24 protein-coding genes are annotated in these 24,060 nt (G+C 62.3%); 14 read left to right on the top strand and 10 right to left on the bottom strand.

Annotated features, from left to right (window positions below; all coding sequences use genetic code 11):
- A partial coding sequence (locus tag JV201_RS06760) for a VOC family protein (protein ID WP_219406662.1) occupies positions 1-386 on the bottom strand: 386 nt, incomplete at its 3' end.
- A gap of 134 nt (positions 387-520) precedes the next feature.
- Between JV201_RS06760 and JV201_RS06765 the strand changes: the two genes are divergently transcribed.
- The 6 genes from JV201_RS06765 to JV201_RS06790 all read left to right on the top strand — a co-directional run bounded on the left by JV201_RS06765 (position 521) and on the right by JV201_RS06790 (position 6,780).
- The gene (locus tag JV201_RS06765; protein ID WP_219406663.1) at positions 521-1,243 is read left to right on the top strand and encodes a GntR family transcriptional regulator; all 723 of its coding nucleotides are present in this window, start codon (positions 521-523) and stop codon (positions 1,241-1,243) included.
- A complete protein-coding gene (locus JV201_RS06770) occupies positions 1,240-2,028 on the top strand; it encodes an SDR family oxidoreductase (RefSeq protein ID WP_087692590.1) in 789 nt (262 codons plus the stop codon). Before JV201_RS06765 ends, JV201_RS06770 begins: the two co-directional genes overlap by 4 nt.
- Positions 2,029-2,110: 82 nt before the next feature.
- Positions 2,111-3,043 carry a 3-keto-5-aminohexanoate cleavage protein gene (locus JV201_RS06775; protein ID WP_008437904.1) on the top strand — a complete coding sequence of 311 codons (933 nt, stop codon included), beginning with the start codon at positions 2,111-2,113 and terminating at the stop codon, positions 3,041-3,043.
- A gap of 69 nt (positions 3,044-3,112) precedes the next feature.
- Entirely contained in the window at positions 3,113-3,991 is an 879-nt protein-coding gene (locus JV201_RS06780; RefSeq protein ID WP_219406664.1) for an SMP-30/gluconolactonase/LRE family protein, read from the top strand.
- 75 nt (positions 3,992-4,066) lie between these two features.
- A complete protein-coding gene (locus JV201_RS06785; RefSeq protein ID WP_003211904.1) occupies positions 4,067-5,389 on the top strand; it encodes an MFS transporter in 1,323 nt (440 codons plus the stop codon).
- A 59-nt stretch (positions 5,390-5,448) separates the two neighbouring features.
- Complete coding sequence (locus JV201_RS06790; RefSeq protein ID WP_087692587.1) at positions 5,449-6,780, top strand: MFS transporter; 1,332 nt, start codon at positions 5,449-5,451, stop codon at positions 6,778-6,780.
- On the opposite strand, the gene JV201_RS06795 is transcribed toward JV201_RS06790, so the two are convergent.
- On the bottom strand, positions 6,735-6,980 hold the full coding sequence (locus JV201_RS06795) for a hypothetical protein (protein WP_023659101.1): 246 nt from the start codon (positions 6,978-6,980) through the stop codon (positions 6,735-6,737). The genes JV201_RS06790 and JV201_RS06795 overlap by 46 nt on opposite strands.
- Before the next feature lie 61 nt (positions 6,981-7,041).
- Between JV201_RS06795 and JV201_RS06800 the strand changes: the two genes are divergently transcribed.
- From JV201_RS06800 to JV201_RS06810, 3 genes are all read left to right on the top strand, one after another.
- Positions 7,042-7,977: a LysR substrate-binding domain-containing protein gene (locus JV201_RS06800; RefSeq protein ID WP_087692586.1), complete on the top strand. Its 936-nt coding sequence runs from the start codon at positions 7,042-7,044 to the stop codon at positions 7,975-7,977.
- 26 nt (positions 7,978-8,003) lie between these two features.
- Positions 8,004-9,191, top strand: a complete 1,188-nt coding sequence (locus JV201_RS06805) for a low temperature requirement protein A (protein ID WP_219406665.1) — start codon at positions 8,004-8,006, stop codon at positions 9,189-9,191.
- 70 nt (positions 9,192-9,261) lie between these two features.
- On the top strand, positions 9,262-9,624 hold the full coding sequence (locus tag JV201_RS06810; protein WP_102368307.1) for a 5-carboxymethyl-2-hydroxymuconate Delta-isomerase: 363 nt from the start codon (positions 9,262-9,264) through the stop codon (positions 9,622-9,624).
- A gap of 128 nt (positions 9,625-9,752) precedes the next feature.
- Here JV201_RS06810 and JV201_RS06815 read toward each other — a convergent pair whose 3' ends face one another.
- The 4 genes from JV201_RS06815 to JV201_RS06830 form a co-directional block, all read right to left on the bottom strand.
- Positions 9,753-10,688 carry a LysR family transcriptional regulator gene (locus tag JV201_RS06815; protein WP_087692583.1) on the bottom strand — a complete coding sequence of 312 codons (936 nt, stop codon included), beginning with the start codon at positions 10,686-10,688 and terminating at the stop codon, positions 9,753-9,755.
- A gap of 137 nt (positions 10,689-10,825) precedes the next feature.
- Positions 10,826-12,013, bottom strand: coding sequence for a cyanate transporter (locus JV201_RS06820; RefSeq protein WP_219406666.1), 1,188 nt, complete (start codon positions 12,011-12,013; stop codon positions 10,826-10,828).
- Positions 12,014-12,244: 231 nt separating this feature from the next.
- Positions 12,245-13,687: an aldehyde dehydrogenase family protein gene (locus JV201_RS06825; protein WP_219406667.1), complete on the bottom strand. Its 1,443-nt coding sequence runs from the start codon at positions 13,685-13,687 to the stop codon at positions 12,245-12,247.
- Positions 13,684-15,309: a 5-guanidino-2-oxopentanoate decarboxylase gene (locus tag JV201_RS06830; protein WP_219406668.1), complete on the bottom strand. Its 1,626-nt coding sequence runs from the start codon at positions 15,307-15,309 to the stop codon at positions 13,684-13,686. The genes JV201_RS06825 and JV201_RS06830 overlap by 4 nt, the downstream gene beginning before the upstream one ends.
- A 111-nt stretch (positions 15,310-15,420) precedes the next feature.
- On the opposite strand from JV201_RS06830, the gene JV201_RS06835 reads away from it, so the two are divergent.
- Complete coding sequence (locus JV201_RS06835; RefSeq protein ID WP_219406669.1) at positions 15,421-16,299, top strand: LysR substrate-binding domain-containing protein; 879 nt, start codon at positions 15,421-15,423, stop codon at positions 16,297-16,299.
- A gap of 118 nt (positions 16,300-16,417) precedes the next feature.
- Here the strand turns inward: JV201_RS06835 and JV201_RS06840 are convergent, their stop codons facing one another.
- Both JV201_RS06840 and JV201_RS06845 read right to left on the bottom strand, forming a co-directional pair.
- Positions 16,418-17,032, bottom strand: coding sequence for an NAD(P)-dependent oxidoreductase (locus JV201_RS06840; protein ID WP_177054954.1), 615 nt, complete (start codon positions 17,030-17,032; stop codon positions 16,418-16,420).
- Between the two features lie 34 nt (positions 17,033-17,066).
- The gene (locus tag JV201_RS06845; protein WP_102368312.1) at positions 17,067-17,939 is read right to left on the bottom strand and encodes an MBL fold metallo-hydrolase; all 873 of its coding nucleotides are present in this window, start codon (positions 17,937-17,939) and stop codon (positions 17,067-17,069) included.
- Positions 17,940-18,043: 104 nt separating this feature from the next.
- Here JV201_RS06845 and JV201_RS06850 point away from each other — a divergent pair, with 104 nt between their 5' ends.
- Both JV201_RS06850 and JV201_RS06855 read left to right on the top strand, forming a co-directional pair.
- Positions 18,044-18,949 carry a LysR family transcriptional regulator gene (locus tag JV201_RS06850; protein ID WP_219406670.1) on the top strand — a complete coding sequence of 302 codons (906 nt, stop codon included), beginning with the start codon at positions 18,044-18,046 and terminating at the stop codon, positions 18,947-18,949.
- Between the two features lie 19 nt (positions 18,950-18,968).
- Positions 18,969-19,226, top strand: coding sequence for a hypothetical protein (locus JV201_RS06855; protein WP_219407236.1), 258 nt, complete (start codon positions 18,969-18,971; stop codon positions 19,224-19,226).
- Here JV201_RS06855 and JV201_RS06860 read toward each other — a convergent pair.
- Positions 19,210-20,106 (bottom strand): helix-turn-helix domain-containing protein, encoded by an 897-nt coding sequence (locus JV201_RS06860; protein ID WP_003210655.1) that lies wholly within the window; start codon positions 20,104-20,106, stop codon positions 19,210-19,212. The genes JV201_RS06855 and JV201_RS06860 overlap by 17 nt on opposite strands.
- A gap of 189 nt (positions 20,107-20,295) precedes the next feature.
- On the opposite strand from JV201_RS06860, the gene pobA reads away from it, so the two are divergent.
- Together pobA and JV201_RS06870 are read left to right on the top strand one after the other, a co-directional pair.
- Positions 20,296-21,480, top strand: coding sequence for a 4-hydroxybenzoate 3-monooxygenase (pobA, locus tag JV201_RS06865; RefSeq protein WP_219407143.1), 1,185 nt, complete (start codon positions 20,296-20,298; stop codon positions 21,478-21,480).
- A gap of 74 nt (positions 21,481-21,554) precedes the next feature.
- Positions 21,555-23,066 carry an MDR family MFS transporter gene (locus JV201_RS06870; protein ID WP_219406671.1) on the top strand — a complete coding sequence of 504 codons (1,512 nt, stop codon included), beginning with the start codon at positions 21,555-21,557 and terminating at the stop codon, positions 23,064-23,066.
- 144 nt (positions 23,067-23,210) lie between these two features.
- Here JV201_RS06870 and JV201_RS06875 read toward each other — a convergent pair whose 3' ends face one another.
- On the bottom strand, positions 23,211-24,050 hold the full coding sequence (locus JV201_RS06875) for a cache domain-containing protein (RefSeq protein ID WP_219406672.1): 840 nt from the start codon (positions 24,048-24,050) through the stop codon (positions 23,211-23,213).
- Positions 24,051-24,060: the final 10 nt, after the last annotated feature.

Raw genomic sequence — 24,060 nt, forward strand, 5'->3', positions numbered from 1 at the left:
TGAATCGGCGTACACAACTCCACCAGCGTCCCATCCGGGCACCGCACATACGACACCACCTGCCCCCAAGGCTTGGTGCTCGGCGCAGCAAGTTCTGTCGCACCCTCGGCCAGCGCTCTGGCATGAGCCTTTGACACATCCTCGGTAACAAACCCCAACTCCATCCCCAGCGGTTGCTGTGAAGCATGCGCCTCCACATGCCCGCCCTTGAAGTTCATCTCGCCCAACTCATGCGCTGCAAAAGAGAGGGTGGTATCACCGGTATCCAACTCGCCATAGGTCCCCGATTCATGCAGGAAACGGCGACTGAAGCCGAAGGCTTTTTCGAAGAATTGCAGGGATGCAGCGACGTCCGGGACGTAGACGATGGTGTAGGCAAATTTCATGGTTCAGCGGTCCTTGCTGGAGAAAGGGCTCATTAGAGTCAGCGTCGTGCATACCGTCAACGGGAAACTATTTGACATATTTGATTTGTGATCACATATTGGGGCCATAAGAACGACAACACAGGTTTTGACTCATGACAGATGGCCCGCTTCTCCTTCCCACCTTGCGCCAGGTGTCCCGCGATACCTTGCAAGACCAGGTCTATCGCCAGATCCGCGAAGCCTTGATGAGTGGTCGTTTCCAGCCCGGCCAGAAACTCACCATCCGCGGCCTCGCCGAAGCCCTCGGCTCCAGCCCCATGCCAGTGCGCGAAGCCCTCCAGCGCCTCAGCGCCGAAAACGCCTTTGAAGTCACCGAAACCTCTCGTCTGCGGGTACGCATGATGACGGTCGAACGCCTGCGGGAAATCCGCGATGCGCGGGTCGCCCTGGAAGGTTTGCTGGCAGAAAAGGCCGTATTGCTCCTGGAAAAAGCCGATCTCGAAGAAATCTCCGACCTCTGCCAACAGATGCAACAGGCCGCCGACGAAGTCGACGTTTCCCGCTACCTGTGGACCAACTTCGCCTTTCACCGTCGGATCTATGCCGTCGCCCAGGCCGAATTGACCATGGCCGCCGTGGAAAACTTCTGGCTGCACATGGGCCCGTGTTTTGCCCTGGTCGCCCCCGATAAAGCTCACTTGCAACGCTCGATGGAGGCGCATACGCGCATCGTCGAAGCCCTGGCCGCCCGCGATGGCGCCGGTGCCCGCGCGGCCGTGACCGATGACATCATGCAGGCCGCCGATTCCCTGGCGCGCCTGCTCGTCAAGAACGACCGTTCGCGGTCGTCTGTTTCAGGAGGTAAACGTGCATGAGTGTCCTACAGCGGCTGCAGCCCTATCCTGGGTTACGTGTGTTGATTTCCGGCGGGGCTGCCGGCATCGGTGAAGTGTTGGCGGCGGCCTATCTGGAGGCGGGTGCCAAGGTGCATGTGTGTGATGTCAGCGAAGCGGCCCTGGCGGCGTTTCGCGACAAGTACCCGGGCACTGTCGCCACCCGTGCCGACGTGAGCGATGCCGCGCAGATCGAGGCGGTGTTCCAGGTGCAGCGCGAGCAATTCGGCGGGCTGGATGTGCTGGTCAACAACGCCGGGATTGCCGGGCCCACCGGCGGCATCGACGCCATCAGCGATGCCGAGTGGCAAGCCACGATCAATATCAACCTGACGGCGCAATACCGCTTTGCCCACCACGCGGTGCCGATGCTCAAGGAATCGTCCCACGGCCATCTGCTGCATATCGCCTCGGTCGCCGGGCGCCTCGGCTACGCCTGGCGCACGCCGTATGCGGCGACCAAATGGGCCATCGTCGGCCTGATGAAATCCCTGGCCTCGGAGCTGGGCGAAAGCGACATCCGCGTCAACGCCTTGCTGCCCGGCATCGTTGAAGGCCCGCGCATGGACGGCGTGATCCGCGCCCGTGCCGAACAGGTCGGTGTGCCGGAAGCCGAGATGCGCCAGGAATACCTGAACAAGATCTCCCTCAAGCGCATGGTCACCGCCGAAGACGTCGCGGCCATGGCCTTATTTCTCTGCTCGCCCGCCGCCCGCAATGTCACCGGCCAGGCGATCAGTGTCGACGGTAACGTCGAGTACCTGTAGGCCGCGTCAGCGTTAAGCCAGGGAAGAACACACAAGCCACACCCGGGATTTTTTTCATAAGAATAAAAGTCGGAGAATCGTCATGTCCAAAAATCGTCCTGTGATCATCACCTGCGCCGTCACCGGTGCCATCCATACGCCGTCGATGTCGCCGCACTTGCCGATCACCGCGCAGGAAATTGCCGACGCCGCCATCGGTGCCGCCGAAGCCGGCGCCGCCATTGTCCACCTGCATGCCCGTGATCCCATCGATGGCCGTCCCAGCCAGGACCCCGCGCTGTTCGCCGAATTCCTGCCGCACATCAAGGCCGCCAGCGACGTGGTGATCAATATCACCACCGGCGGCGCACCGACCATGGGCGTCGAAGAACGCCTGCAACCGGTGATGCAGTTCAAGCCGGAACTGGCCTCGCTGAACATGGGCTCGATGAACTTCGGCCTGTACGAAATGCTCAACCGCTTCACCGAGTTCAAGCATGACTGGGAGCGTCCGTACCTGGAAGAAAGCGACGACCGGATCTTTCGCAATACCTTCCGCGACATTACCCACATCCTCAATTCCTGCGCCGAGAACCGCACCCGTTTTGAAATCGAGTGCTACGACATCGGCCACCTGTACACCGCCGCCCATTTCCTGGAGCGCGGCCTGCTGAAACCACCGTTGTTTATCCAGTCGGTATTCGGTTTGCGCGGCGGCATCGGCGGGCACCCGGAAGACCTGGCCCATATGCGCCGCACCGCCGACCGCCTGTTTGGCGACGACTACGTGTGGTCGATCCTCGGCGCCGGCCGTGGGCAGATTCCGCTGGCCACCATGGGCCTGTCCATGGGCAGCAACGCCCGGGTCGGCCTGGAGGATTCGCTGTGGGATGGCCCGGGCAAACTGGCCGCGTCCAACGCCGACCAGGTACGGCGCATTCGCACAGTGATCGAAGCCCTCGGCCATCAGGTCGCCACGCCGGATGAAGCGCGGGAAATCCTCGGGCTCAAGGGGCGCGACCAGGTCAATTTCTAAGTGATAAACCGGGCGCGTCACGGCGCGGCCATGCCCATCCCGCACAACAACAAAAAAGGGGATAACACCATGCGTATCGAAGTGCTTGTGGACGTGAAGACCACCCTGGGCGAAGGCCCGGTGTGGGACGTCGAACAACAACGGTTGTACTGGATCGACAGCGCCGACGGCCGAATCCTGCGCTGCACCGAGGATGGCCGCGAACTGCGTGCCTGGGATGTTGGCCAGAAAATCGGCTCCATGGCCCTGCGCCATAGCGGCGAGCAAGCCATCGTCGCCCTGCAAAACGGTGTGCACCTCCTCGACCTCAGCAGCGGCGAACTGGCCCTGGTGATCGACCCGGAACCCGCACTGCCCAACAACCGCCTCAACGACGGCAAGGTCGACCGCCAGGGGCGCTTTGTCTTCGGCTCCATGGACACCCTCGAAGACAGCGCCAGCGCCAAACTCTACCGCCTCGACGCGGACCTGAGCCTGCACACCCTGGACGAAGGCATCATCGTGTCCAACGGCCCGTGCTGGAGCCCGTCGTGTGACACGTTCTACTTTTGCGACACCTGGTCCGGCGAGATCTGGGCCTATGACTACGACCCAGCCAGCGGCGCGGTGAGCAATCGACGCACCTTCGCCAAGGTCGATACCAGCGGCGGTGGCGCTGCCGACGGCTGCACCGTGGATGCCGAAGGCTGCCTGTGGCAGGCGCTGGTCTACGCCGGAAAACTGGTGCGCTACACACCCGACGGCGAGGTCGACCGGATCATCCAGATGCCGGTGAAAAAGGTCACCAGCCTGACCTTTGGCGGGCCGAACCTGGACACCCTGTTTGTCACCTCCATGGCCAAGCCACCGTTGCCACGTTTCCCGGCCGACGGTCAGCAGCGCGGGGCGCTTTTTGCGATCACCGGGCTGGGCGTGCAAGGAATAGCCGAGCGACGGTTCGCCAGCTAGCGCGTTTTTTTCAACAAGGCACTTTCCTTTCGCAACCTTGTGTCAGTGCGCGCCCTCGCGCGCCTGGAGAAACCCATGGCAACCTTGAAAAAAGCCTCGCTGCGCAGTATTCACCGGCACTCCTGGGTGTCGCTGCTGGTGTGCTGGATGATCTGGATCCTCAACGCCTACGACCGTGAGATCGTGCTGCGCCTGGGGCCGACCATCTCCAAGCATTTCGATTTGTCGGCCGACCAGTGGGGCACCATGGCCACGGTGATCATGCTCGCCCTGGCCCTGCTGGATATTCCCGGCTCGATGTGGAGTGACCGCTACGGCGGTGGCTGGAAACGTGCGCGGTTCCAGGTGCCGCTGGTGCTGGGCTACACGGCTATTTCGTTCCTCTCCGGGTTCAAGGCCCTGAGCGGCAACCTCGCGACCTTTATCGCGCTGCGGGTCGGCGTCAACCTCGGCGCAGGCTGGGGCGAGCCGGTGGGCGTGAGCAACACCGCCGAATGGTGGCCGGTGGAGCGTCGTGGTTTTGCCCTTGGCGCGCACCACACCGGTTACCCGATCGGCGCCATGCTCAGTGGCATCGTCGCCAGCTTTGTCATCAGCACCTTCGGTGAAGACAACTGGCGCTACGTGTTCTTCTTCGCGTTTGTGGTGGCGTTGCCGCTGATGATTTTCTGGGCGCGCTATTCCACCGCCGAACGCATCACCGCGCTGTACGTCGACATCGCCGCCAAGGGCATGACCCCGCCGGACAACGCACCGGCCAGCCAAGTGAAGGGCCACGCCTGGCGCACCTTTATCGCCACGTTGCGCAACCGCAATATCGCCCTGACGGCGGGTAATACGATGCTGACCCAAGTCGTGTACATGGGCGTCAACATCGTGCTGCCGGCCTACCTGTACAACATCGCCGGGCTGTCCCTGGCCGAGTCGGCGGGGATGAGCGTGGTGTTCACCTTGACCGGGATTCTCGGGCAACTGGTGTGGCCGTCGCTGTCGGACATCATTGGCCGGCGCGTCACCCTGATCATCTGCGGGGTGTGGATGGCGGCCAGTGTCGGTGCGTTCTACTTCGCCAACACCCTGACCCTGATCATCGTCGTGCAACTGCTGTTCGGCCTGGTGGCCAACGCAGTGTGGCCGATCTACTACGCGGTGGCCTGCGACTCGGCCGAGCCGTCGGCGACCTCCACCGCCAATGGCATCATCACCACCGCGATGTTTATCGGTGGCGGCTTGGCGCCGGTGCTGATGGGCAGCCTGATTGCCATGGGCGGCGGCTGGACCACCTTGCACGGCTACACGGTGTGCTTCTTCGTGATGGCCGGCTGTGCCCTGGGCGGGGCGCTGCTGCAACTGTTTTCCCATCGCCCGCCGGCGCTGGTTGCGCAACTCGAACCCTAGAACAACACCGATGCGTCCCCCAGCCGTTGCGCTGGCGGGGCGCCAAGAGGAATTGCCCGATGAAGACTGCCAACACCGCCCGTGAACCACGGGAGTTGAACAAACTGATGTTCGTCAAGCTGATGCCCTTGCTGATCATCGCCTACGTGCTGAGTTTCCTGGACCGCACCAACATCGCCTTGGCCAAGCACCATCTGGACGTTGACCTGGGAATTTCAGCAGCGGCCTATGGCCTGGGCGCCGGGCTGTTTTTCCTGACCTATGCGCTGTCGGAAATCCCCAGCAACCTGATCATGCACAAGGTCGGCGCGCGGTTCTGGATAGCCCGGATCATGGTGACCTGGGGCCTGATTTCGGCGGCCATGGCGTTCGTCCAGGGTGAGACCTCGTTCTATATCCTGCGCCTGCTGCTGGGCATTGCCGAAGCCGGCCTGTTTCCCGGGGTGATGCTGTACCTCACCTACTGGTTCAACCGCGAGCAACGGGCGCGGGCTACCGGGTATTTCCTGCTCGGCGTGTGTTTTGCCAACATCATCGGTGGCCCGGTGGGCGCGGCGTTGATGCGCATGGACGGGCTGCTCGGCTGGCACGGCTGGCAGTGGATGTTCCTGCTCGAAGGGCTGCCGGCAGTCGCGTTTGCCTGGGTGGTGTGGTGCAAGTTGCCGGACCGTCCGAGCAAGGCGCCATGGCTCTCGGCCGCAGAGGCGCGCGGGATTGAACAGCGCATCGCGATGGAGACCGAAGAGGGCGCAGGCGAGGGCGGGCATTCCCTGAAGAACTGGCTGACACCGCAGATCCTGCTGGCGATCTTTGTGTATTTTTGCCATCAGATCACCATCTACACCGTGATCTTTTTCCTGCCGAGCATCATCAGCAAATACGGTGAATTGAGCACCATGAGCGTCGGCTTGCTGACCTCATTGCCGTGGATTGCCGCAGCGGCCGGCGCTGTGTTGCTGCCGCGCTTTGCGACCACGCCCACCCGTGCCCGGCGGCTGTTGATTACCGGTTTGCTGACCATGGCGTTGGGGCTGGGGATTGCCTCGGTGTCGGGGCCGGTGTTCAGCCTGCTGGGCTTTTGTGTGTCGGCGGTGATGTTCTTTGTGGTGCAGTCGATCATCTTTCTCTACCCGGCCTCGCGCCTCAAGGGCGTGGCGCTGGCGGGCGGGCTGGGCTTCGTCAATGCCTGCGGATTGCTCGGCGGGTTTGTCGGGCCGTCGGTGATGGGCGCGATCGAGATGAGCACCGGCAATGCCACGAATGGCTTGAAGGTAATTGCCGTGGTGCTGGTGGTGGCCGCGTTGGCCGCCTTGCGTTTGCGTCAGGGGCAGGAGCAGGAGCCCGGTCACACCAGCAACGAGGTAGGAAACCCCGAAGCCAGCACCAGGTAAGCCACGACTGCCGCCAGGCACAAACCGACAAATACCCGTAACAGTGTCCTGGCGGTGGGATGAGCGATGAATTTGATGGCCCAGAGCAAAATCCCGGCAACCAGGACGCTCAAGGCAGAAATGACCAGCACGATGGTGTTCTCGCAAGCCTTGGAAGCTGCTTTATAGTCCCAAAGGCCCGTGTTGAACAGTGTGCGCATAGACGCAGGGCCCCGGGTGTTTCTAAACTGCGACTTATCCAGGGCAGTGGGGCGGTCGCCGATGAATCGCAATGAATTACGCAAGGCCGACATCAATTTGATGGTGGTCTTTGAAACCTTGATGCTCGAACGCAACGTGACCCGGGTGGCGGAGAAGCTGTTTCTCGGGCAACCCACAATCAGTTCGGCCCTCAACCGCCTGCGTACGTTGTTCAATGACCCGCTGTTCATTCGTGTCGGCCATCGGATGGAACCTACCGCGCGGGCCGAGGAAATCATCAAGCACCTGTCGCCGGCCCTCGACTCCTTGTCGTCGGCCCTGAGCCTGACCCACGATTTCGACCCGTCCATCAGCACCATGACCTTTCGCATCGGCCTGTCCGATGACGTCGAGTTCGGCCTGCTGCCGCCGCTGCTGCGCGCCTTGCGCCAGGAAGCGCCGCAGGTGGTGTTCGTGGTGCAGCATGTGGATTACTGGCGCATCCCGGACCTGCTGGGTTCCGGGGATATCACCGTCGGCATCACCCAGACCCGCGGCCTGCCGGCCAATGCCAAGCGCAAATTATTGCGGCATATCCGCCCGTGCCTGCTGCGGGCGGACGCCTCGGACAAACCCCTGACCCTCGACGAATATTGCGCACGGCCCCATGTGCTGGTGTCCCACACCGCCAACGTGTCCGGGTTTGCCGATGAGTGGCTGGCGGAAATCGGTCGCAAGCGCCACGTGGTGCTCTCGGTGCCGCAATACAGCGCATTGCCGGCGCTGCTCGCCGGCACCGACATGATCGCCAGCCTGCCGGATTACACCGCCCAGGCCATGGCCGCCGGGGGCAATCTGTTCTGTGAACCGTTCCCGTTCGAAACCCCGACCCTGGATTTGTCGATGGTCTGGCTCAGCCACGTTGACACCGATCCGGCGGAGCGCTGGATGCGTTCGCGGCTGGAGGCGTTCATGAGCGAGCGGGACATGCTGCCGGTGGTCGCATCCAAATCTTGAGATAAAACCTTCAGGGAGATCCAGGCATGGCCCTATCCCGTTCCTTGCTGCGTGGGCGCGGCAGTCATGACAGCGGCAAGGTTGGCATGGTCGAGCTGTTTTTCGACCTGGTGTTCGTGTTTGCCGTGACCCAGTTGTCCCATTCGCTGCTCGCCCACTTGTCCATCGGCGGTGCCGTGCAGGTGGCGTTGATGATGGTCGCGGTGTGGTGGGTGTGGATCTTCACTTCGTGGGTCACCAACTGGCTGGACCCGGAAAAAATCCCGATCCGCATCGGCCTGTTCGGTTTGATGGTGGCGGGCCTGTTGCTGTCCTCGTCGATCCCCAAGGCGTTTACCGATCGCGGGCTGTTGTTCGCCGGCGCCTATGTGTTCATGCAGGTAGGACGCACGCTGTTTGCGTTGTGGGCGGTGCGCGGCGAGTCGCTGAACATGACCCGCAATTTCCAGCGGATCCTGGCGTGGATGCTGTTTTCCGGGGTGTTCTGGATCACCGGTGCGCTGCTCGAAGGCGAGCAGCGTTTAGCCTTCTGGGCCCTGGCGCTGTTGATCGAGTTGATTTCCCCGTCGGTGTATTTCTGGGTGCCCGGGCTTGGGCCCTCGACGCTTGCGGACTGGAATGTGGAAGGCAACCACATGGCCGAACGCTGCGGCCTGTTTGTGATCATCGCCCTCGGTGAGTCGTTGCTGGTGACCGGCGCGACCTTCGCCGAACTGCCCTGGAGCGTGGACGGGCTGGCGGCATTCCTGGTGGCAGTGGTGGGCAGCATCGCCCTGTGGTGGATCTATTTCGACAGCGGCGCCGAGCGCGCCCACCATCGCATTGCCAGCTCTGCCGACCCGGGCCGTCAGGCGCGGATCGCCTACACCTACCTGCATGTATTGATCGTCGCCGGGATTATCGTCAGCGCCGTGGCCGACGAACTGGTGCTGGTGCATCCGGGGCATGCCAGCCAGGCGGGCGTGGTGGCGTTCATCGCCGGCCCGTGGTTGTTCCTGCTGGGCAGTGCGCTGTTCAAGTGGGTGATGAGCGACCGGCCGTTGCCACCGTTTTCGCACCTGGGCGGCTTGCTGATGCTGCTGGTATTGCTGCCGCTGGGATTGCAGCAGGTGTTTTCGGCGTTGGTACTGGGGGCGTTGACGTCGGCGGTGTTGGTGATCGTGGCGATCTGGGAAAATCGCTCGCTGCACAGCCTGACCGAAGTTTCACACTGAAAGCGGTCTGATTCCGCCCGGCCCCGTGCTATATGTATGACTCTTTTCCTACAACAACTCGGAGCCTTTCATGCCGCATCTGCATCTGGAATACACCGCCAATCTCACAGAGCTGGCCGTTGAGAAAACCTTGTTGCGGCTCAACAACGTGCTGATGGCGTCCGGGCAGTTCGGTTCCGAGTTCGATATCAAAAGCCGCGCGCTGAAGGTGGAGACATTCCAGGTTGGCACGTCCATCAGCCCGCGCGCTTTTATCGCGGTCAAGCTGTCGCTGCTCAGCGGGCGTTCACCGCAGGTCAAGAAGCAATTGTCGGAAAGCCTGTTGGCGGCGCTGCAGGACCTGGGCGATTGGCCTGCAGACCTGCAGGTGCAGCTCAGTGTCTTGCTGGTCGATATGGATCGCGAGTCCTACAGCAAAGTCACCATCGGCTGACGGGCAATACTCTGAGGCGAGGGAGCTTGCTCCCGCTGGACCGGGCTGGCGCTCCAGTGCGAAGCGCTCCCAAAAWTCTTGGGGCCGCTRCGCAGCCCAGCGGGAGCAAGCTCCCTCGCCACAGGGGGTCATAATAACCCCTGATCCGCACACACCTTCACCACCTGCTCCCTGAACCACGTGTTGGCGCTGTCCTGCGCGCTGTGTTCATTCCACTGCATATCCAGGGTAAACCCCGGCAAACCGTTCGGCGCTTCGCAATGGCCGAACACGGTCGTGTCTGCCAGCAGCTTCAGCACTCGACGGGGCAAGGTGACGATAAAGTCAGTGCCGGTGATCATCTTCAGCGCCGCGCTGTAGCTGTTGGCGCGGGCGATCACCTGGCGTTTGTGGGACTGGCGCGCCAGCCAGCCGTCGATCATGTTGGTGTCGGAACTCCAGGGCGTGGGGAACACATGGCGCCGGGCGACGAAGGATTGCAGGCTGAACGCCGGTTCCCGGGGCGCCGAGTGTTTGTCGAACACGCACACCAGGTCGTCCTCCAGCAGCATCTGGGTCTTGATGTCCTTGTGCTCGCGATGAAAGTGCGGCCCGAAGCAAATCACCAGGTCCAGACGCCCGTCGCGCAAGGCGTCGGCCGGGACCTCGGTTTCGAGCTTCTGCACGTTGACGATCACCGGCAGGTCGGCGCGGTCGAAGTTTTTCAGCAGGCGCGGCAGGATCAACTGTTCGAAGTATTCGGGGGCGCAGACGTTGAAGGTCACAGTTTTCTGGGTGGGGTCGAACGTTTGGCTGCCGGCATGGCACAGGTTGATGCTTTCGAGGATTTTCTGCACATGCCCGTACATGGTGGCGGCTTTGTACGTAGGACGCATGCCCGCCCGGGTGTTGATAAACAACTCGTCTTCGAAGCTCGTGCGCAGCTTCTTCAGGCTGTAGCTCACGGTGGACTGGCTGACGAACAGGGTCTCGGAAACCTCGGTGACGCTGCTTTGGTCGTAAACAGCGACAAACACCATCAGGTCCTGCATATCGAGCTTTCTAAGCAAGTTGCTGTTTAGCATCCGTTCCGTCCGCAAGCGCTTTGTACCGAACTCGGTACAAGACAATGCAAAATGTTAACGGAACGCTCGTACCAATAGAAAGCTCTGTCGGACCTTTCTCTGTTTGAGGTGGGACAAATAATGTTTACAACACGACCTCAGCGAATATGCCGCGCGTAATGCCGGGGATCGAAGCGCAGTACGATCAGCAGCATCACCACCACTACGGCCGTCAGTGACCACCAGGCCCACTCGAAGCTGCCCAGTTGGTCGCGGATCATCCCGGCAATCAGCGGCGACAAACCGGCGATCAGGTAGCCGATGCCCTGCACAAAGGCCGTCAGGCCACCGGCGCGGCGCGGGTTGTCGAGGTGGTCGAGGGACAGGATCAGGGTCATCGGAAACAAGCCGCCAATGCCAAGGCCCAGTAAACACGGCCATAGCAGGCTCAGGTATTGCGGGCTCAGGATCAGGCCGCAGAAGCCGGCGATGATCAGCACCAGCAGCACCGCGACCACACCCCGCTTGTCCCTCCGGCGATTGGCGATGGCCGGGGTGATCAGGCCGGAGACCACTTCCATGGCCGTCAAAAAGCCCAGCAACAGGCCGGCGTTCTGTTCACTCCAGCCTTGTTCCACGTAGTACGGCGCCAGCCAGGCCAGCACGCAGGTGTAGGACGCGGTACCGAGGCCGAAGAAAATCGCCAGCAACCAGGCCCGGCGATTGCCGAAGAATGACGCCTGCGGGCCTGCGCCGGCTTGCGGCAGCGGCGGCAGCACCGAGCGTTGGGCGTACCAGAACACCAGCGCCAATACCGCGAGAACCGCCCAGATGGCCAGGCCGATGCGCCAGCTGCCGGTTTGCACCTGGATAAACGGCGAGAACGAAGCGGCGAGGGCCGCGCCGCCCATGATCGCGGTGACGTACAGGCCCATGAACAGGGAAACGTTGTCGCTGAAGCGCGACTTGATCAAGGCTGGCATCAACGCCTGGATCATCGCGATGCCTACGCCGGCGGCAATGGCGCTGAGGATCAGCTCAACCGCCGAGTCCAGGAACAACCGGGAGACGGTGGCCAGGCCGATCACCACCAGCGACAGCACAATGCTGCGATGCTCGCCGAAGCGTTTGGCCACGGCCATGCCAAAAAACATCGCCAGGCCCATGGCCATGACCGGCAGCATGGTCAGCAACGAGGCTGTGCTGAAACTCAGGGCCACATCAGCGCGAATCGACGACAACAACGGGCCGACGGCGGCCATCGACGGGCGCAGGTTGAGGGCAACCAGCACAACGCTGATCATCAGCCAAACGGCGGTGGCGGGTTTTGCGCGGACGTTTTCCATGGGCAGGCCTTGAACTGACAAGGGCAGTATTAGGCCGGGCGTGGGGGAGGGCGGCAAATGAGAAAGTCGTTGGGGCTATTGAAAAAATGCATCTGCTGACACGGCACAAATCAACAGGTAGGAGCTGGCTTGCCTGCGATAGCGGTGGGTCAGGCAACACATCTGTGTCTGATAGACCGCAATCGCAGGCAAGCCAGCTCCCACAGGGAACAGTGGTGCTCTTGAGTGTTTCTACACCGCCCGGATCATATGCTTGATCTCCTGAAACGCCTGCAACCCCCACGGCCCCAGTTCCCGGCCAATACTGCTCTGCTTGTAACCACCCCACGCCGTTTGCGGGAAGATCACCTGCGGCGCGTTGATCCACACCAAACCCACCTGCAAAGCATTGGCCACTCGCTCAGCCGCTTCCACGTTGCTGCTCAGCACGCTCGCGACCAGGCCAAACTCACTGTCATTGGCCAGCGCCACCGCCTCGGCCTCATTGGCAAAACTGCGCACGCACAGCACCGGGCCGAAGATCTCCTCGTTCCACAACGCGCTGTCCAACGGCACTTCAGTGAAGACCGTCGGGCGAATGAAATACCCATGAGGCAAATCCGCCGGGCGCCCGCCGCCACACAGCAGCTTCGCGCCGGCTTGCAGGCCACGTTCGATATGCCCCAGCACCCGCTGGTACTGCGCACGGTTGACCAATGCGCCCATTTCCACGTCTTCGGCAAACGGGTCCGCCACGCGAATGCTCTCGGCCCTGGCCTGCAAGCGGGTGAGAAACTCGTCCGCCAGTTCGTCGGCCACCAACACCCGGCTGGTGGCGGAACACATCTGCCCGGCGTTGAAGAAACCACCGCCGCAGGCCAGTTCCACGGCCAGGTCGAGGTCGGCGTCCGCCAGCACCAGCAACGCGGATTTGCCGCCCAGTTCCAGGCTCACACCCTTCACCGTTTCGGCGGCGCGCTGCATCACCTGCACGCCCACGGCATTGCTGCCGGTGAAGGAAATTTTCGCGATCCGTGGGTCAGCCGCCATCGGCGCACCCACCGCCAGGCCAGTGCCGCAGACCAGGTTGAACACACCGACAGGCAAGCCCACCGAAGCGATGATCCGGGCCAGTTCCAGCTCTGCCAGCGGCGTCACTTCCGAAGGCTTGAGCACCACGCAGCAACCGGCCGCCAGCGCGGGGGCGAGTTTCCAGGCGGTGGTCACCATCGGGAAATTCCACGGCACGATCAGGCCCACCACGCCGCAGGGTTCACGGCGTACGCGGGCGCTGAAGTCCTCGGTGGGCAGCGCCACCGGACGGTCCTGGGTGGCGTCCATTTCGTCGGCCAGGTTCGCGTAATAGGCAAAGGTGGCGATCACGTCATCCACATCGATGCCGGCTTCAAACAGCGGCTTGCCGTTGTTGCTCGATTGCAGTTGCATCAGGTGTTCACGCTCTGCGCTCACACCCTCGGCGATCTTGCGCAACAGTGCGGCGCGGTCGCGGCCGGTGCTTTTCGACCAGTCCGGGAAGGCCGCGCTGGCGGCGCCGATGGCCTCAGTCACCGCGCCTGCATCACCCACGCTCACTTGGGCCAGGGTGGCCTCGGTGGCCGGGTTGATCACGTCCAGCACGTCATGGCCGGCACGCCACGCGCCATTGATAAACAGCCCATTCAATACCGCGCTCATACCGCCACCTCCTTCATCCAAAGGCCCTGGTCGATTTCAATCAGCGTCGGGCCCTGGCGATCAGTCGCGGCACGCAAGGCGCTGCGTAATTCCTCAACACCCTGGACGCGCTGGGCAGCAGCGCCGAGGGCCTTGGCCACGCCGATAAAGTCCGGGGTGTAGATGTCCACGCCCACCGGTTCGATGGCGCGGTTGACCATGTATTTCTTGATCTCCTCATAGCCCTGGTTATTCCACAGCAGCACGATCACCGGCGTGCGCGCTTCCACGGCGCTGGCCAGTTCCGGCAGGGTGAATTGCAGGCCGCCGTCGCCGATCAGGCACACCACCGGCGCACCGTTGCCGCGCCCCAGCCACGCACCGATGGCCGCCGGCAAGGCGTAGCCGAGGGTGCCGTAGCCGGTGGAGGAGTTGAACCAGCGGCGCGGCTGGTCGAGGTTCAGGGTCAGGTTGCCGGTGTACACCGGTTGGGTGGAGTCGCCCACCAGTACGGCGTCGGGCAGTTCGTCCAGGACGGTGTTGAGGAACAGGGTTTGCGCGCGGGTGGCGGCGTCCCAGGTGGGTTCCAGTTCGCTCCACAGGCGGGCGACGCGGTGGGCGCCCCAGTTGCTGTCGCGGGCGGCCAGGGGTTTGTTGCCCAGCTCGGCAAGCAGTGCCTGCGCAGCGATTTGCGCGTCGGCTACCAGCGCGACTTGCGGCGGGTAATTGCGCACGGTCTGGTCGGAATCGATGTCGATGCGCAGCAGGGCACCGGGAATGTCGAAGCCGCCGGCGAAGGTCACGTCGTAGTCGGTTTCCGCCAGCTCGGTGCCGATCGCCAGCACCACATCTGCCTCGGCCACCAGCGCGCGGGTGGCGACCAGGGTTTGGGTCGAGCCGATCAGCAGCGGGTGGTTGGCGGCCAGCATGCCCTTGGCATTGATGGTCAGCGCCACCGGCGCGCCGAGGGCTTCGGCCAGTTGCGTCAACTCGGGTGCTGCGTCGATGGCACCGCCACCGGCGAGGATCAGCGGACGTTTCGCCGCCGCCAGCAATTGGCTCATCTGCTTGACCGCCGACGGCGCAGCGCCAGCGCGGGAAACGCTGACCGGTTCGCTGCCGAGCAACACGTCGGCGTTTTCCACCAGCACGTCCAGCGGGATTTCGATGTGCACCGGGCGCGGTCGTCCGGCCTGGAACAGCGCAAATGCCCGGGCCAGTACACCGGGCAATTCGGCTGCCGACATCAAGGTATGGGAGAACGCCGCCACGCCCGCGATCATCGCGCTCTGGTTCGGCAGCTCGTGCAGCTTGCCGCGCCCGCCGCCCAGCTGGCTGCGGGACTGCACGCTGGAGATCACCAGCATCGGGATCGAGTCGGCGTAGGCCTGGCCCATGGCGGTGGTGATGTTGGTCATGCCGGGGCCGGTGATGATGAAGCACACGCCGGGCTTGCCGCTGGTGCGCGCATAGCCGTCGGCCATGAAACCGGCGCCCTGTTCGTGGCGCGGGGTGACGTGGCGGATGCTCGAGCGCGCCAGGCCCCGGTAGAGTTCCACGGTGTGCACGCCGGGGATGCCAAACACCTGGTCCACGCCGTAGCCTTCCAGCAGGTTGACCAATACTTCGCCGCAGGTCGCCATTGTCGTCGCTCTTGTTGTTGATAAAGGCCCGTATTGGAACGGCTGGCCCGTAGCGGCAACAATCGATAAAAAGTCATACTAGCCATGTCCTCACGTCATGGCTGCGCCCTTATGAAACGTCTTCCGCCGCTGCCGGCCCTGCACACCTTTTGGGTCACGGCCCAGTGCTGCAACTTCACCCGAGCCGCCGAGCAATTGCACATCACCCAGGGCGCGGTGAGTCGGCAGATCGCCGGGCTGGAAAGTCATCTGGGCTATGCGCTGTTCCAGCGCCAGGCTCGTGGCTTGAGCCTCACCGAAGAGGGCCGCGAATGGTCACTGCGGGCGCAGCAGGTGTTCGGCCTGATCGGCGAGGCGGTTGAGCAGATCGGCACCCGCCGCGAGACCTTGCAGCTCAAGGCCTCCACCTGCGTGATGCGCTGGCTGTTGCCGCGCCTGATGCAGTGGCAGCAGGAACGCCCGGATGTGCCGGTGGAGTTGACCACCACCGTGGCCTATACCGTCGACTTTCGCCGCGAGCAGTTCGATGCCGCGGTGATCTACGCGCCGATTGCCGAGCAGTCGGCCCAGGCCCGGCATCTGTTCGATGAGCGCCTGACACCGGTGTGCGCGCCGGCCTTGCTCGGTGGCTTGCACACGCCCGCCGATTTGCAGCAACAGGTGTTGTTGCACCCTGCGCGGGATGAGCGGGATTGGGCGTTGTGGTTGAAAGCGGCGAATACACGCTTGAGCAATCTGGCCCAGGGGCATCATTTTGAAACCCTGGACCTGGCGATGACGGTGGCGTCCCAAGGCTCGGGCGTGGCGATTGGCGACAGCGCGCTGATTGGCGAGGACCTGAAGGCGGGGCGGTTGGCGACGCCGTTTGAACTACGGGTGCCGACGGGGATGGGGTATTACCTGGTGTACCCGCCGGGCACTGAGCCCTCGGCGGGGTTGGAGCAGCTTATGGATTGGCTGGTGAGCCAGGCACAGTCGCCGTCACAATGAAGATCAAAATGTGGGAGCGGGCTTGCTCGCGAAGGCGCCGGGTCAGCCAATACATCTGTTGACTGACACACCGCATTCGCGAGCAAGCCCGCTCCCACATTTTTAGTGCGCGTCAGCCTTAGTAGCCGACGGTGAACCGCTGGCGTGAATGCTTCGGTGTTTCCACTTCATCAATCAGCGCAATCGCGAAGTCGGCAAAGCTGATCCAACTGCGGCCTTCACTGCTCACCAGCAATTCATCCCGGCCCAGGCGGAATGTGCCGGTGCGTGCGGTCTCCACGAACTCCGCCGAAGGTGACAGGAAGGTCCAGTCCAGGTCTTTTTCCTGGCGCAGGGTATCGAGGAAAACACTGCCGGCGTTGGCTTCGGCTTTGTATTCCTCGGGGAAGCCCGGGCTGTCGATCACTCGGCTGCCGCCCGGCAACAACAGCGAACCGGCACCGCCGACCACCAGCAGGCGCTTCACGCCGGCTTTTTTCACCGGGTTGATCACCGCTTCCGCAGGCAGGGTGGCGAAGTGCGCCGCGCTGATCACCACGTCGTTGCCGCGGATGGCCTGTTCCAGCGCCTGGGCATCCAGCGCATCGACTTGCTTGGCGGTGACGCCAGGGCGCGCCCCGATCTTGTCGGTATTACGTGCGATGGCCGTGACGGTGTGCCCGCGACGCAGCGCTTCTTCCAGCAGTTGGCTACCGGCACGACCGGTGGCACCAATGATTGCGATCTTGCTCATGACGTTCTCCAGTACGGTTAAGGGTTGAATCAACTCACCACTGCATTTCGCCCTTGGCGACTTTGGCGCCCAGTTCCAGGGTGCTCTCGTCACCCAGGTTCGGGTAACGCTTTTGCATCGCCGCAATCAGGGCGGCGGAGTCCTTGGCCTTGGCGGTTTCTTCGTCAAAGGCCTTGATGTAGTCGGCGGTGAACGCCACGGATTTGAGCGACGGCGTGCCCAGGTAGTGACCCGGAATCACCGTGCGCGGTTTCAAGTCCTGGATACGTTGCAGGGTGGCCAGCCAATCGGTGTGGGACTTCGCGGTCTGCGTATCGGCCATCCACACATGAATGTTTTCCGCGACGACTACACCACCGACCACCGCCTTGATCGACGGGATCCACACAAAGGTGCGGTCCGGTTGTGCGCCGTCGAGGCCGATCACCTCCAACTGCTTGCCTTCGAGGGTCAGGCTGTGGCCCTCAAGCACCTGGGGAATGACGGCTTTGCCAGGCTTGTCCGCGCCCAGTTTCGGGCCCCAGAACGCCAGTTTGTGTTCAACGGTGGCCTTGATATGGTCCACCACCGGCTGCGGTGCCAGGACTTTGGCCTGGGGGAAGGCGGCGGTCAGGGTATCGAGGCCGAAGTAGTAGTCCGGGTCGCCGTGGCTGATGTAGATGGTAGTCAGGCGCTTGCCGCTGGCGCGGATTTTTTGCACCAGTTGCTCGGCCTGGGTCTTGCCGAATTGGGCGTCCACCAGGATCGCATCTTTGTCGCCGCTGACCAGTACCGAGGTGACCGGCATCATCGCGGTTTCGCCCGGGTTGTAGGCGTCCAGAGTCAAGTCGGCCGCCATGGCGTGCGCGGCGAAGGCCAGGGAGGCGGCGGCCAGGGCCACGCGCTTGAGCGGGGAGAATCCAAACATGTGCAGCTCCAGTCATCGGTAAGGTGTGGACAGAGCTTAGTTGCACCAAACGCTACAAAAAATGCGATGCTTGGACATAGTTTGTTTCTAAAAGCGGGCAAATCATGGATCGTCTTCAAGCAATGCGGGTGTTTGTCGCGGTGGTGGACTTGGGCAGCCAGTCGGCGGCAGCCGACCATCTGGACCTGTCGCGCCCGGTGGTGTCGCGCTACCTGGCGGAGCTGGAAGACTGGGTCGGCGCGCGCCTGATGCACCGCACCACCCGCAAGCTCAGCCTGACCGCCGCCGGCAGCGAAACCCTGCCCCGTTGCCGACAGATGCTGGAGTTGTGCAGCGACATGCAGGCCGCCGTCAGCGAACCCGACGAAGCGCCTCGCGGCCTGCTGCGCCTGAGTGTCAGCACCTCGTTCGGCCAGGCGCAACTGGCCGATGCCATGGCCGAATACGTCAAGCGCTACCCGCTGGTCAACATCGATATGCAGATGCTTGATCGCACGGTGAACCTGGTGGATGAGCGCATCGACCTGGCGATCCGTACCAGCTTCGAACTGGACCCCAACCTGATCGCCCGCCGCCTCACGCTGTGCCGTTCGGTGATCTGCGCATCGCCCGCTTACCTGCTGGAGCATCCGCAACCGCGGCAGGTACAGGACCTGGCCCGGCACAATTGCCTGACCCACTCCTACTTCGGCAAAAGCCTGTGGCACTTCGTGGAAAACGGCGAACCGGTATCGGTGCCGGTGCAGGGCAATATCAGTGCGAATGAGGCGAGCACCTTATTGCGGGTGACGCTGGCGGGGGCCGGGGTGTCGCGGTTGCCGAGTTATCAGGCGGGCGACTACATCCGCAGTGGCGAGTTGATCCGCTTGTTGCCCGAGGCCGAGCCGCAGCAGATGAACATCTACGCGGTGTACGCCTCGCGCAAGCATATGCCGGCGGCGCTTCGCAGCCTGCTGGATTTCCTGGTATTGAGGTTTCCGGAAGAGCCGGTGTGGGACGTCGGTCTCTAAGCCGACATAAACAGGTTGAATGTCGCCCGATAATGGCGACATGCCCCATCTGAACTATGCTTATCAAAGCACCTTCTTGATCGGATCAGAGGTCAGCATCATGTCGATCAAAACAAGAAAGTACCTGATGATTTTCACCCTGTGCGCCGCCGCCACCGCGCTCTATGGCACTGCCGCCTACCGCGTCGAACAGACCCGCATGCAGCCGGGGTTCGCCTCCAGCTGCAATCACGGTCAATGCGTTGGCCACATGGCTGCCTTCAGTTCGCTTCGCTAGCGTCCTGGTCGGCTTTCAACTGCTCCCGAAACGCCTTCGGGGAGAACCCGACGCGTCGGCGAAACAGCCGTGAGAAGTTGGTCGGGTCGGAAAAGCCCAACACCTCCGACATTTCATTGATGGTCATGCTGGTGTAGGTCAGCAGGCGCTTGGCTTCCAGCAACTGGCGGTCGTGCATGATCTGCAACGCAGGCTGCCCGCCCAACTCCCGACACGTACCGTTCAGGTGTGAGACCGAGATCCCGAGCTTGTGGGCCAGGTCTTCGATTTTTGGGTGCTCGCGATAATGTTGCTCTACCAGCTGGGTGAACCGGCGGAAGTATTCGCGGCCCCGCGGTGCCCGTGGATGCCGGCGCTGGATGGCCTGGCGGCTGATCCACACCAGCAGCACGCTGACCAGGGCGTGCATCATCATGTCTCGCGCCGGTTGGTCGCTGGCGTACTCCTCCTGCAGGCGCGCAAACAGGCTGTTGAGGTAGTCACTGTCGTTACCGGCAGGGTAGCTGCCCAAGGCGTTCAGGCCATCCAGCGCAGCCCCCAGCTGCCCCTGCAGGTGCGCCATCAGCGGCGCGGCCAGCGTGACCACAAACCCCTCGACGTCTTCGGAAAAGCGAAAGCCATGCACGCATAACGGCGGCAGCACCTGCAGCGTCGATTCATTCAGGGTGCTGCGCTGCCCCTCGATTTCCAGTTGTGCCTGGCCTTTGTGCACGTAAAGCAACTGGCACAGGTCCGCATGCCGGTGGGGCTGGATTTCCCACTGGTACTCACGGCTGCGCCGGGAGATGGTTTCACAGTGCAACAAATCCGGGGTCGGCCATTGCTGGCTCTCACCGTAGAGTTTGAACACTGGAATCGCGGCACTGGCAGTTTTGGTCATGGCTTCATCCGATACTTCGGGAGAGTTGTGCGGTAATCGCCCCAATTGGCGAAAAGCGCAGCTTTGGGCTCAGTTTTCACCTTCTTATGCCGGGCACTCAAGTGAAAAATGCCAGCAACACCTTCAATGACAACTCTTTCACCGGATACGTTCGGATGAAGCTTGCGGGCCATAAAAATAATGAAAACGCTGAAAACCCAAGTCGCCATCATCGGCGCCGGTCCCTCGGGGCTGCTGCTCGGTCAACTGTTGCACAACGCCGGGATCGAAACCCTGATTCTTGAGCGCCAGACGCCGGATTACGTGCAAGGGCGCATACGTGCCGGGGTGCTGGAACAAGGCATGGTCGACCTGCTGCGCCAGGCCGGCGTGAGTGCGCGGATGGATGCCGAAGGCCTGGTGCATGAGGGCTTTGAGCTGGCGCTGAATGGGCAACTGACCCATATCGACCTCAAGACGCTGACCGGCGGCAAGACGGTGATGATCTACGGGCAAACCGAAGTCACCCGCGACCTGATGGCCGCGCGCCAGGCCAGCGGCGCGACAACGTTGTATGAAGCCGGCAACGTGCAGCCCCATGATCTGAAAAGCCCGGAGCCGTGGCTGAGCTTCGAACATAAAGGCGAGCATTACCGGCTGGACTGCGACTACATCGCTGGCTGCGATGGTTTTCACGGTGTGGCGCGTCAGTCGATTCCCACCGAGGCATTGAAAGTCTTTGAACGGGTCTATCCGTTTGGCTGGCTGGGCATCCTCGCCGACACCCCGCCGATCCACGATGAAATGGTGTACGCCAAACACGAACGTGGCTTTGCCCTGTGCAGCATGCGTTCACCGACCCGCAGCCGTTATTACCTGCAGGTGCCGGCCGATGAGTCGGTGGACGACTGGTCCGATGAGCGCTTCTGGGATGAACTGAAAACCCGTTTGCCCAACTCACTCACCGAGCAACTGGTGACCGGCCCGTCCATCGAAAAGAGCATCGCGCCGCTGCGCAGTTTTGTGGTGGAGCCGATGCAGTACGGCCGCCTGTTCCTGCTCGGCGACGCCGCCCACATTGTGCCGCCCACCGGCGCCAAGGGTTTGAACCTGGCGGCCAGCGATGTCAGTACCTTGTTCAATATCCTGCTCAAGGTGTATCGCGAGGGCCGAGTGGAATTGCTGGAGAAGTACTCGCAGATTTGCCTGCGGCGGATCTGGAAGGCCGAACGGTTTTCCTGGTGGATGACCTCGATGTTGCACCAATTCCCTGAGGCGGACGGCTTCAGCCAGCGCATTGCACAGAGCGAATTGGAGTATTTCGTGGACTCAGAGGCGGGGCGTAAAACCATTGCAGAAAATTACGTCGGACTTCCTTACGAGGCTATCGAATAGTCAGCTATCTAGTACACTGACGAGCATTCCCGTGGGCCTTCTTTTCCCGCGGGCCCTTGCTCGCAGGTTCTGCCGTGACCAACCTCAATCAGCCCGCCACACCCGCCGTGCGCAGTGTCCTTGTCGCCTTGATGATGGCGATCTTTCTCGGGGCTTTGGACCAGACCATCGTCGCCGTTTCCATGCCGGCCATTTCCGCGCAGTTCCATGACGTCAACCTGCTGGCCTGGGTGATCTCCGGCTACATGGTGGCGATGACCGTGGCGGTGCCGATCTACGGCAAGCTCGGCGACCTGTACGGGCGCCGGCCGATGATGCTGATCGGCATGGGCCTGTTCACCCTTGCTTCGCTGTTCTGCGGCATGGCCCAGAGCATGGAGCAGTTGGTGCTGGCGCGGATCCTCCAGGGCATCGGTGCTGGCGGGATGATTTCGGTCAGCCAGGCGATTATCGGCGACATTATTCCGCCCCGTGAGCGCGGGCGCTACCAGGGTTACTTCAGCAGCATGTACGCGGTGGCGAGCGTGGCCGGCCCGGTGTTGGGCGGCTACATGACCGAGTACCTGTCGTGGCGCTGGGTGTTCCTGATCAACCTGCCGCTGGGCGCGGGCGCCTGGTGGGTGGCCCATCGCACGCTGGTGGGGCTGCCGGTGCCGCAACGCAAGCCGGTGATCGACTACCTCGGCACTGTGCTGATGATCGTCGGTTTGACGGCGCTGTTGCTGGGTATCACCGAAATCGGCCAGGGCCATCATTTGCGCGACGATGAAGTGCTGGGGCTGTTGGTCTGTGCCGTGGTGGCGTTGACGGTGTTTGTGTGGCACGAGCGTCGGGCGCGGGAGCCCTTGTTGCCGATGCACCTGTTTGCCAACCGCAGCGCGGTGTTGTGCTGGTGCACGATTTTCTTTACCAGTTTCCAGGCGATTTCCCTGACGGTGCTGATGCCGCTGCGCTACCAGACCGTCACCGGTTCCGGTGCCGACAGTGCCGCCTTGCATTTGCTGCCGCTGGCGATGGGTTTGCCGATGGGGGCGTATTTTGCCGGGCGCATGACCTCGGTGACCGGGCGTTATAAACCGATGATCCTGATTGGCGCCTTCCTGAGCCCGATCGCGATTTTCGGCATGGCGTTGAGTGCGCCTCAGGCGGTGGCGGTCACCAGTCTGTTTATGTTGCTGTGCGGGATTGCCGCCGGGATGCAGTTTCCGACTTCCCTGGTGGGTACGCAGAACTCGGTGGAGCAGCGGGATATCGGGGTGGCGACCAGCACCACCAACCTGTTCCGTTCCCTGGGCGGTGCGGTTGGGGTGGCATGCATGTCGGCGCTGTTGCTGGCGTTGTTGCAGGACTCCAGTTTTGCGCACCTGGCCAGTGGGGCGCTGGTCGCGGAAGGGAGTTCGGGGAATGTGCTGCTGGATGGCTTGAATGCGGCGCCTGGGCCGGCGCAGGATGCCTTGCGGGGGGAGTTGTTGATTACCTTCAGGCATTTGCTGATGGTCAGTGCCGGGGTGTCGTTGTTGGGGTTGGCGGCGGCGATTGCCATGCCTAATCGGGTGTTGCGGGGGCGGGAAGACAAGGCCAAATAGTTGGACCAATGAAGATTAAATGTGGGAGCGGGCTTGCTCGCGAATGCGGTCTGTCAGYTGATAAATAGGTTGGCTGATACACCGCATTCGCGAGCAAGCCCGCTCCCACATTCGATTGCGTTCCAGCATTTAAATAGGTGACCTTCACGGGCTGTAATACCCCACAGCCACCATGAAATGTCCGGTTTTGCGCAAATACGCATGCTTGTTCTCAACCTTTCCGGTCACCGGATTTTTCCAGCGGTACTTGTATTCCCCCTGATCCTGCTCGGCCATGACCGCCAGGATCGGCTCACCCACCGGCTTCCCGTCGGGATCCTTGATCTTGCTGAAATCCGTATTCACCAACCGCGGAGTCGTGCCATGGGCCACGTAGCGCTGGGTGTCGAGGTCAACCACAAACACATACAAATCGTCCTGTAGAAAACCACCCTGCATGGCGTTGATCGCCTTGAGCGTCCCGGCCGGGTCTTTCTCCAGCGCCTTGACGGCTTTGTTTCGCAGCGCTCTGGCATGTTCCGGCGTCGCCCGCGGCAGGTAGTAGCCAACGGCCAAAATCCGCTGCCCGACGCGCTGGTAATACACATGTTTGCGTTCCACCTTGCCGTCATTCCAGTTCTGCCACCGGTAATCGGCCTGCTGGATGCCACTGCCTTCCGGCACCGTCAACGCCTCCTTGAACGACTTGTTCAAATCCGGCCCCAGTACCTCGGAAACATCGCGCCCGATCAACGCAGAAGAGGGCCCGCCACTCGCCAGCAGCACGCCCTTGGTGTTGACCACGAACACGTAACGGTCCTGATCGACGAATTCACCCTGGCGGCTGAACGCCGCAAAAGCCTTGTCACCATTCGTCTGGTAATACGCCAAGGCCTTTTCCAGCAAGGCCTTGGCGGCTTGGGCATCCGCCTCCTCAGCGGTGGCGGCGTGCACCTGGCCAACACATAACAGCAGCAGCCAGGTGGCTCGGAGCATTGCCTTCATTACCCGTCCC

The sequence above is a fragment of the Pseudomonas sp. Colony2 genome, assembly GCF_019382755.1.
In the GTDB taxonomy this organism is placed as follows: Bacteria; Pseudomonadota; Gammaproteobacteria; order Pseudomonadales; family Pseudomonadaceae; genus Aquipseudomonas.

Bases quoted from the DNA above. Each gene is read 5' to 3' on its own strand.
- JV201_RS06765 (WP_219406663.1), top strand. From the start codon at position 521: ATGACAGATGGCCCGCTTCTCCTTCCCACCTTGCGCCAGGTGTCCCGC.
- JV201_RS06775 (WP_008437904.1), top strand. From the start codon at position 2,111: ATGTCCAAAAATCGTCCTGTGATCATCACCTGCGCCGTCACCGGTGCC.
- JV201_RS06810 (WP_102368307.1), top strand. From the start codon at position 9,262: ATGCCGCATCTGCATCTGGAATACACCGCCAATCTCACAGAGCTGGCC.
- JV201_RS06840 (WP_177054954.1), bottom strand. From the start codon at position 17,032: ATGAGCAAGATCGCAATCATTGGTGCCACCGGTCGTGCCGGTAGCCAA.
- JV201_RS06845 (WP_102368312.1), bottom strand. From the start codon at position 17,939: ATGTTTGGATTCTCCCCGCTCAAGCGCGTGGCCCTGGCCGCCGCCTCC.
- JV201_RS06835 (WP_219406669.1), top strand. From the start codon at position 15,421: ATGAAACGTCTTCCGCCGCTGCCGGCCCTGCACACCTTTTGGGTCACG.
- JV201_RS06855 (WP_219407236.1), top strand. From the start codon at position 18,969: ATGTCGCCCGATAATGGCGACATGCCCCATCTGAACTATGCTTATCAA.
- JV201_RS06830 (WP_219406668.1), bottom strand. From the start codon at position 15,309: ATGGCGACCTGCGGCGAAGTATTGGTCAACCTGCTGGAAGGCTACGGC.
- JV201_RS06770 (WP_087692590.1), top strand. From the start codon at position 1,240: ATGAGTGTCCTACAGCGGCTGCAGCCCTATCCTGGGTTACGTGTGTTG.
- JV201_RS06875 (WP_219406672.1), bottom strand. From the start codon at position 24,050: ATGAAGGCAATGCTCCGAGCCACCTGGCTGCTGCTGTTATGTGTTGGC.
- JV201_RS06795 (WP_023659101.1), bottom strand. From the start codon at position 6,980: ATGCGCACACTGTTCAACACGGGCCTTTGGGACTATAAAGCAGCTTCC.
- JV201_RS06790 (WP_087692587.1), top strand. From the start codon at position 5,449: ATGAAGACTGCCAACACCGCCCGTGAACCACGGGAGTTGAACAAACTG.
- JV201_RS06850 (WP_219406670.1), top strand. From the start codon at position 18,044: ATGGATCGTCTTCAAGCAATGCGGGTGTTTGTCGCGGTGGTGGACTTG.
- JV201_RS06800 (WP_087692586.1), top strand. From the start codon at position 7,042: ATGAATCGCAATGAATTACGCAAGGCCGACATCAATTTGATGGTGGTC.
- JV201_RS06860 (WP_003210655.1), bottom strand. From the start codon at position 20,106: ATGACCAAAACTGCCAGTGCCGCGATTCCAGTGTTCAAACTCTACGGT.
- JV201_RS06780 (WP_219406664.1), top strand. From the start codon at position 3,113: ATGCGTATCGAAGTGCTTGTGGACGTGAAGACCACCCTGGGCGAAGGC.
- JV201_RS06825 (WP_219406667.1), bottom strand. From the start codon at position 13,687: ATGAGCGCGGTATTGAATGGGCTGTTTATCAATGGCGCGTGGCGTGCC.
- JV201_RS06820 (WP_219406666.1), bottom strand. From the start codon at position 12,013: ATGGAAAACGTCCGCGCAAAACCCGCCACCGCCGTTTGGCTGATGATC.
- JV201_RS06815 (WP_087692583.1), bottom strand. From the start codon at position 10,688: ATGCTAAACAGCAACTTGCTTAGAAAGCTCGATATGCAGGACCTGATG.
- JV201_RS06785 (WP_003211904.1), top strand. From the start codon at position 4,067: ATGGCAACCTTGAAAAAAGCCTCGCTGCGCAGTATTCACCGGCACTCC.
- JV201_RS06805 (WP_219406665.1), top strand. From the start codon at position 8,004: ATGGCCCTATCCCGTTCCTTGCTGCGTGGGCGCGGCAGTCATGACAGC.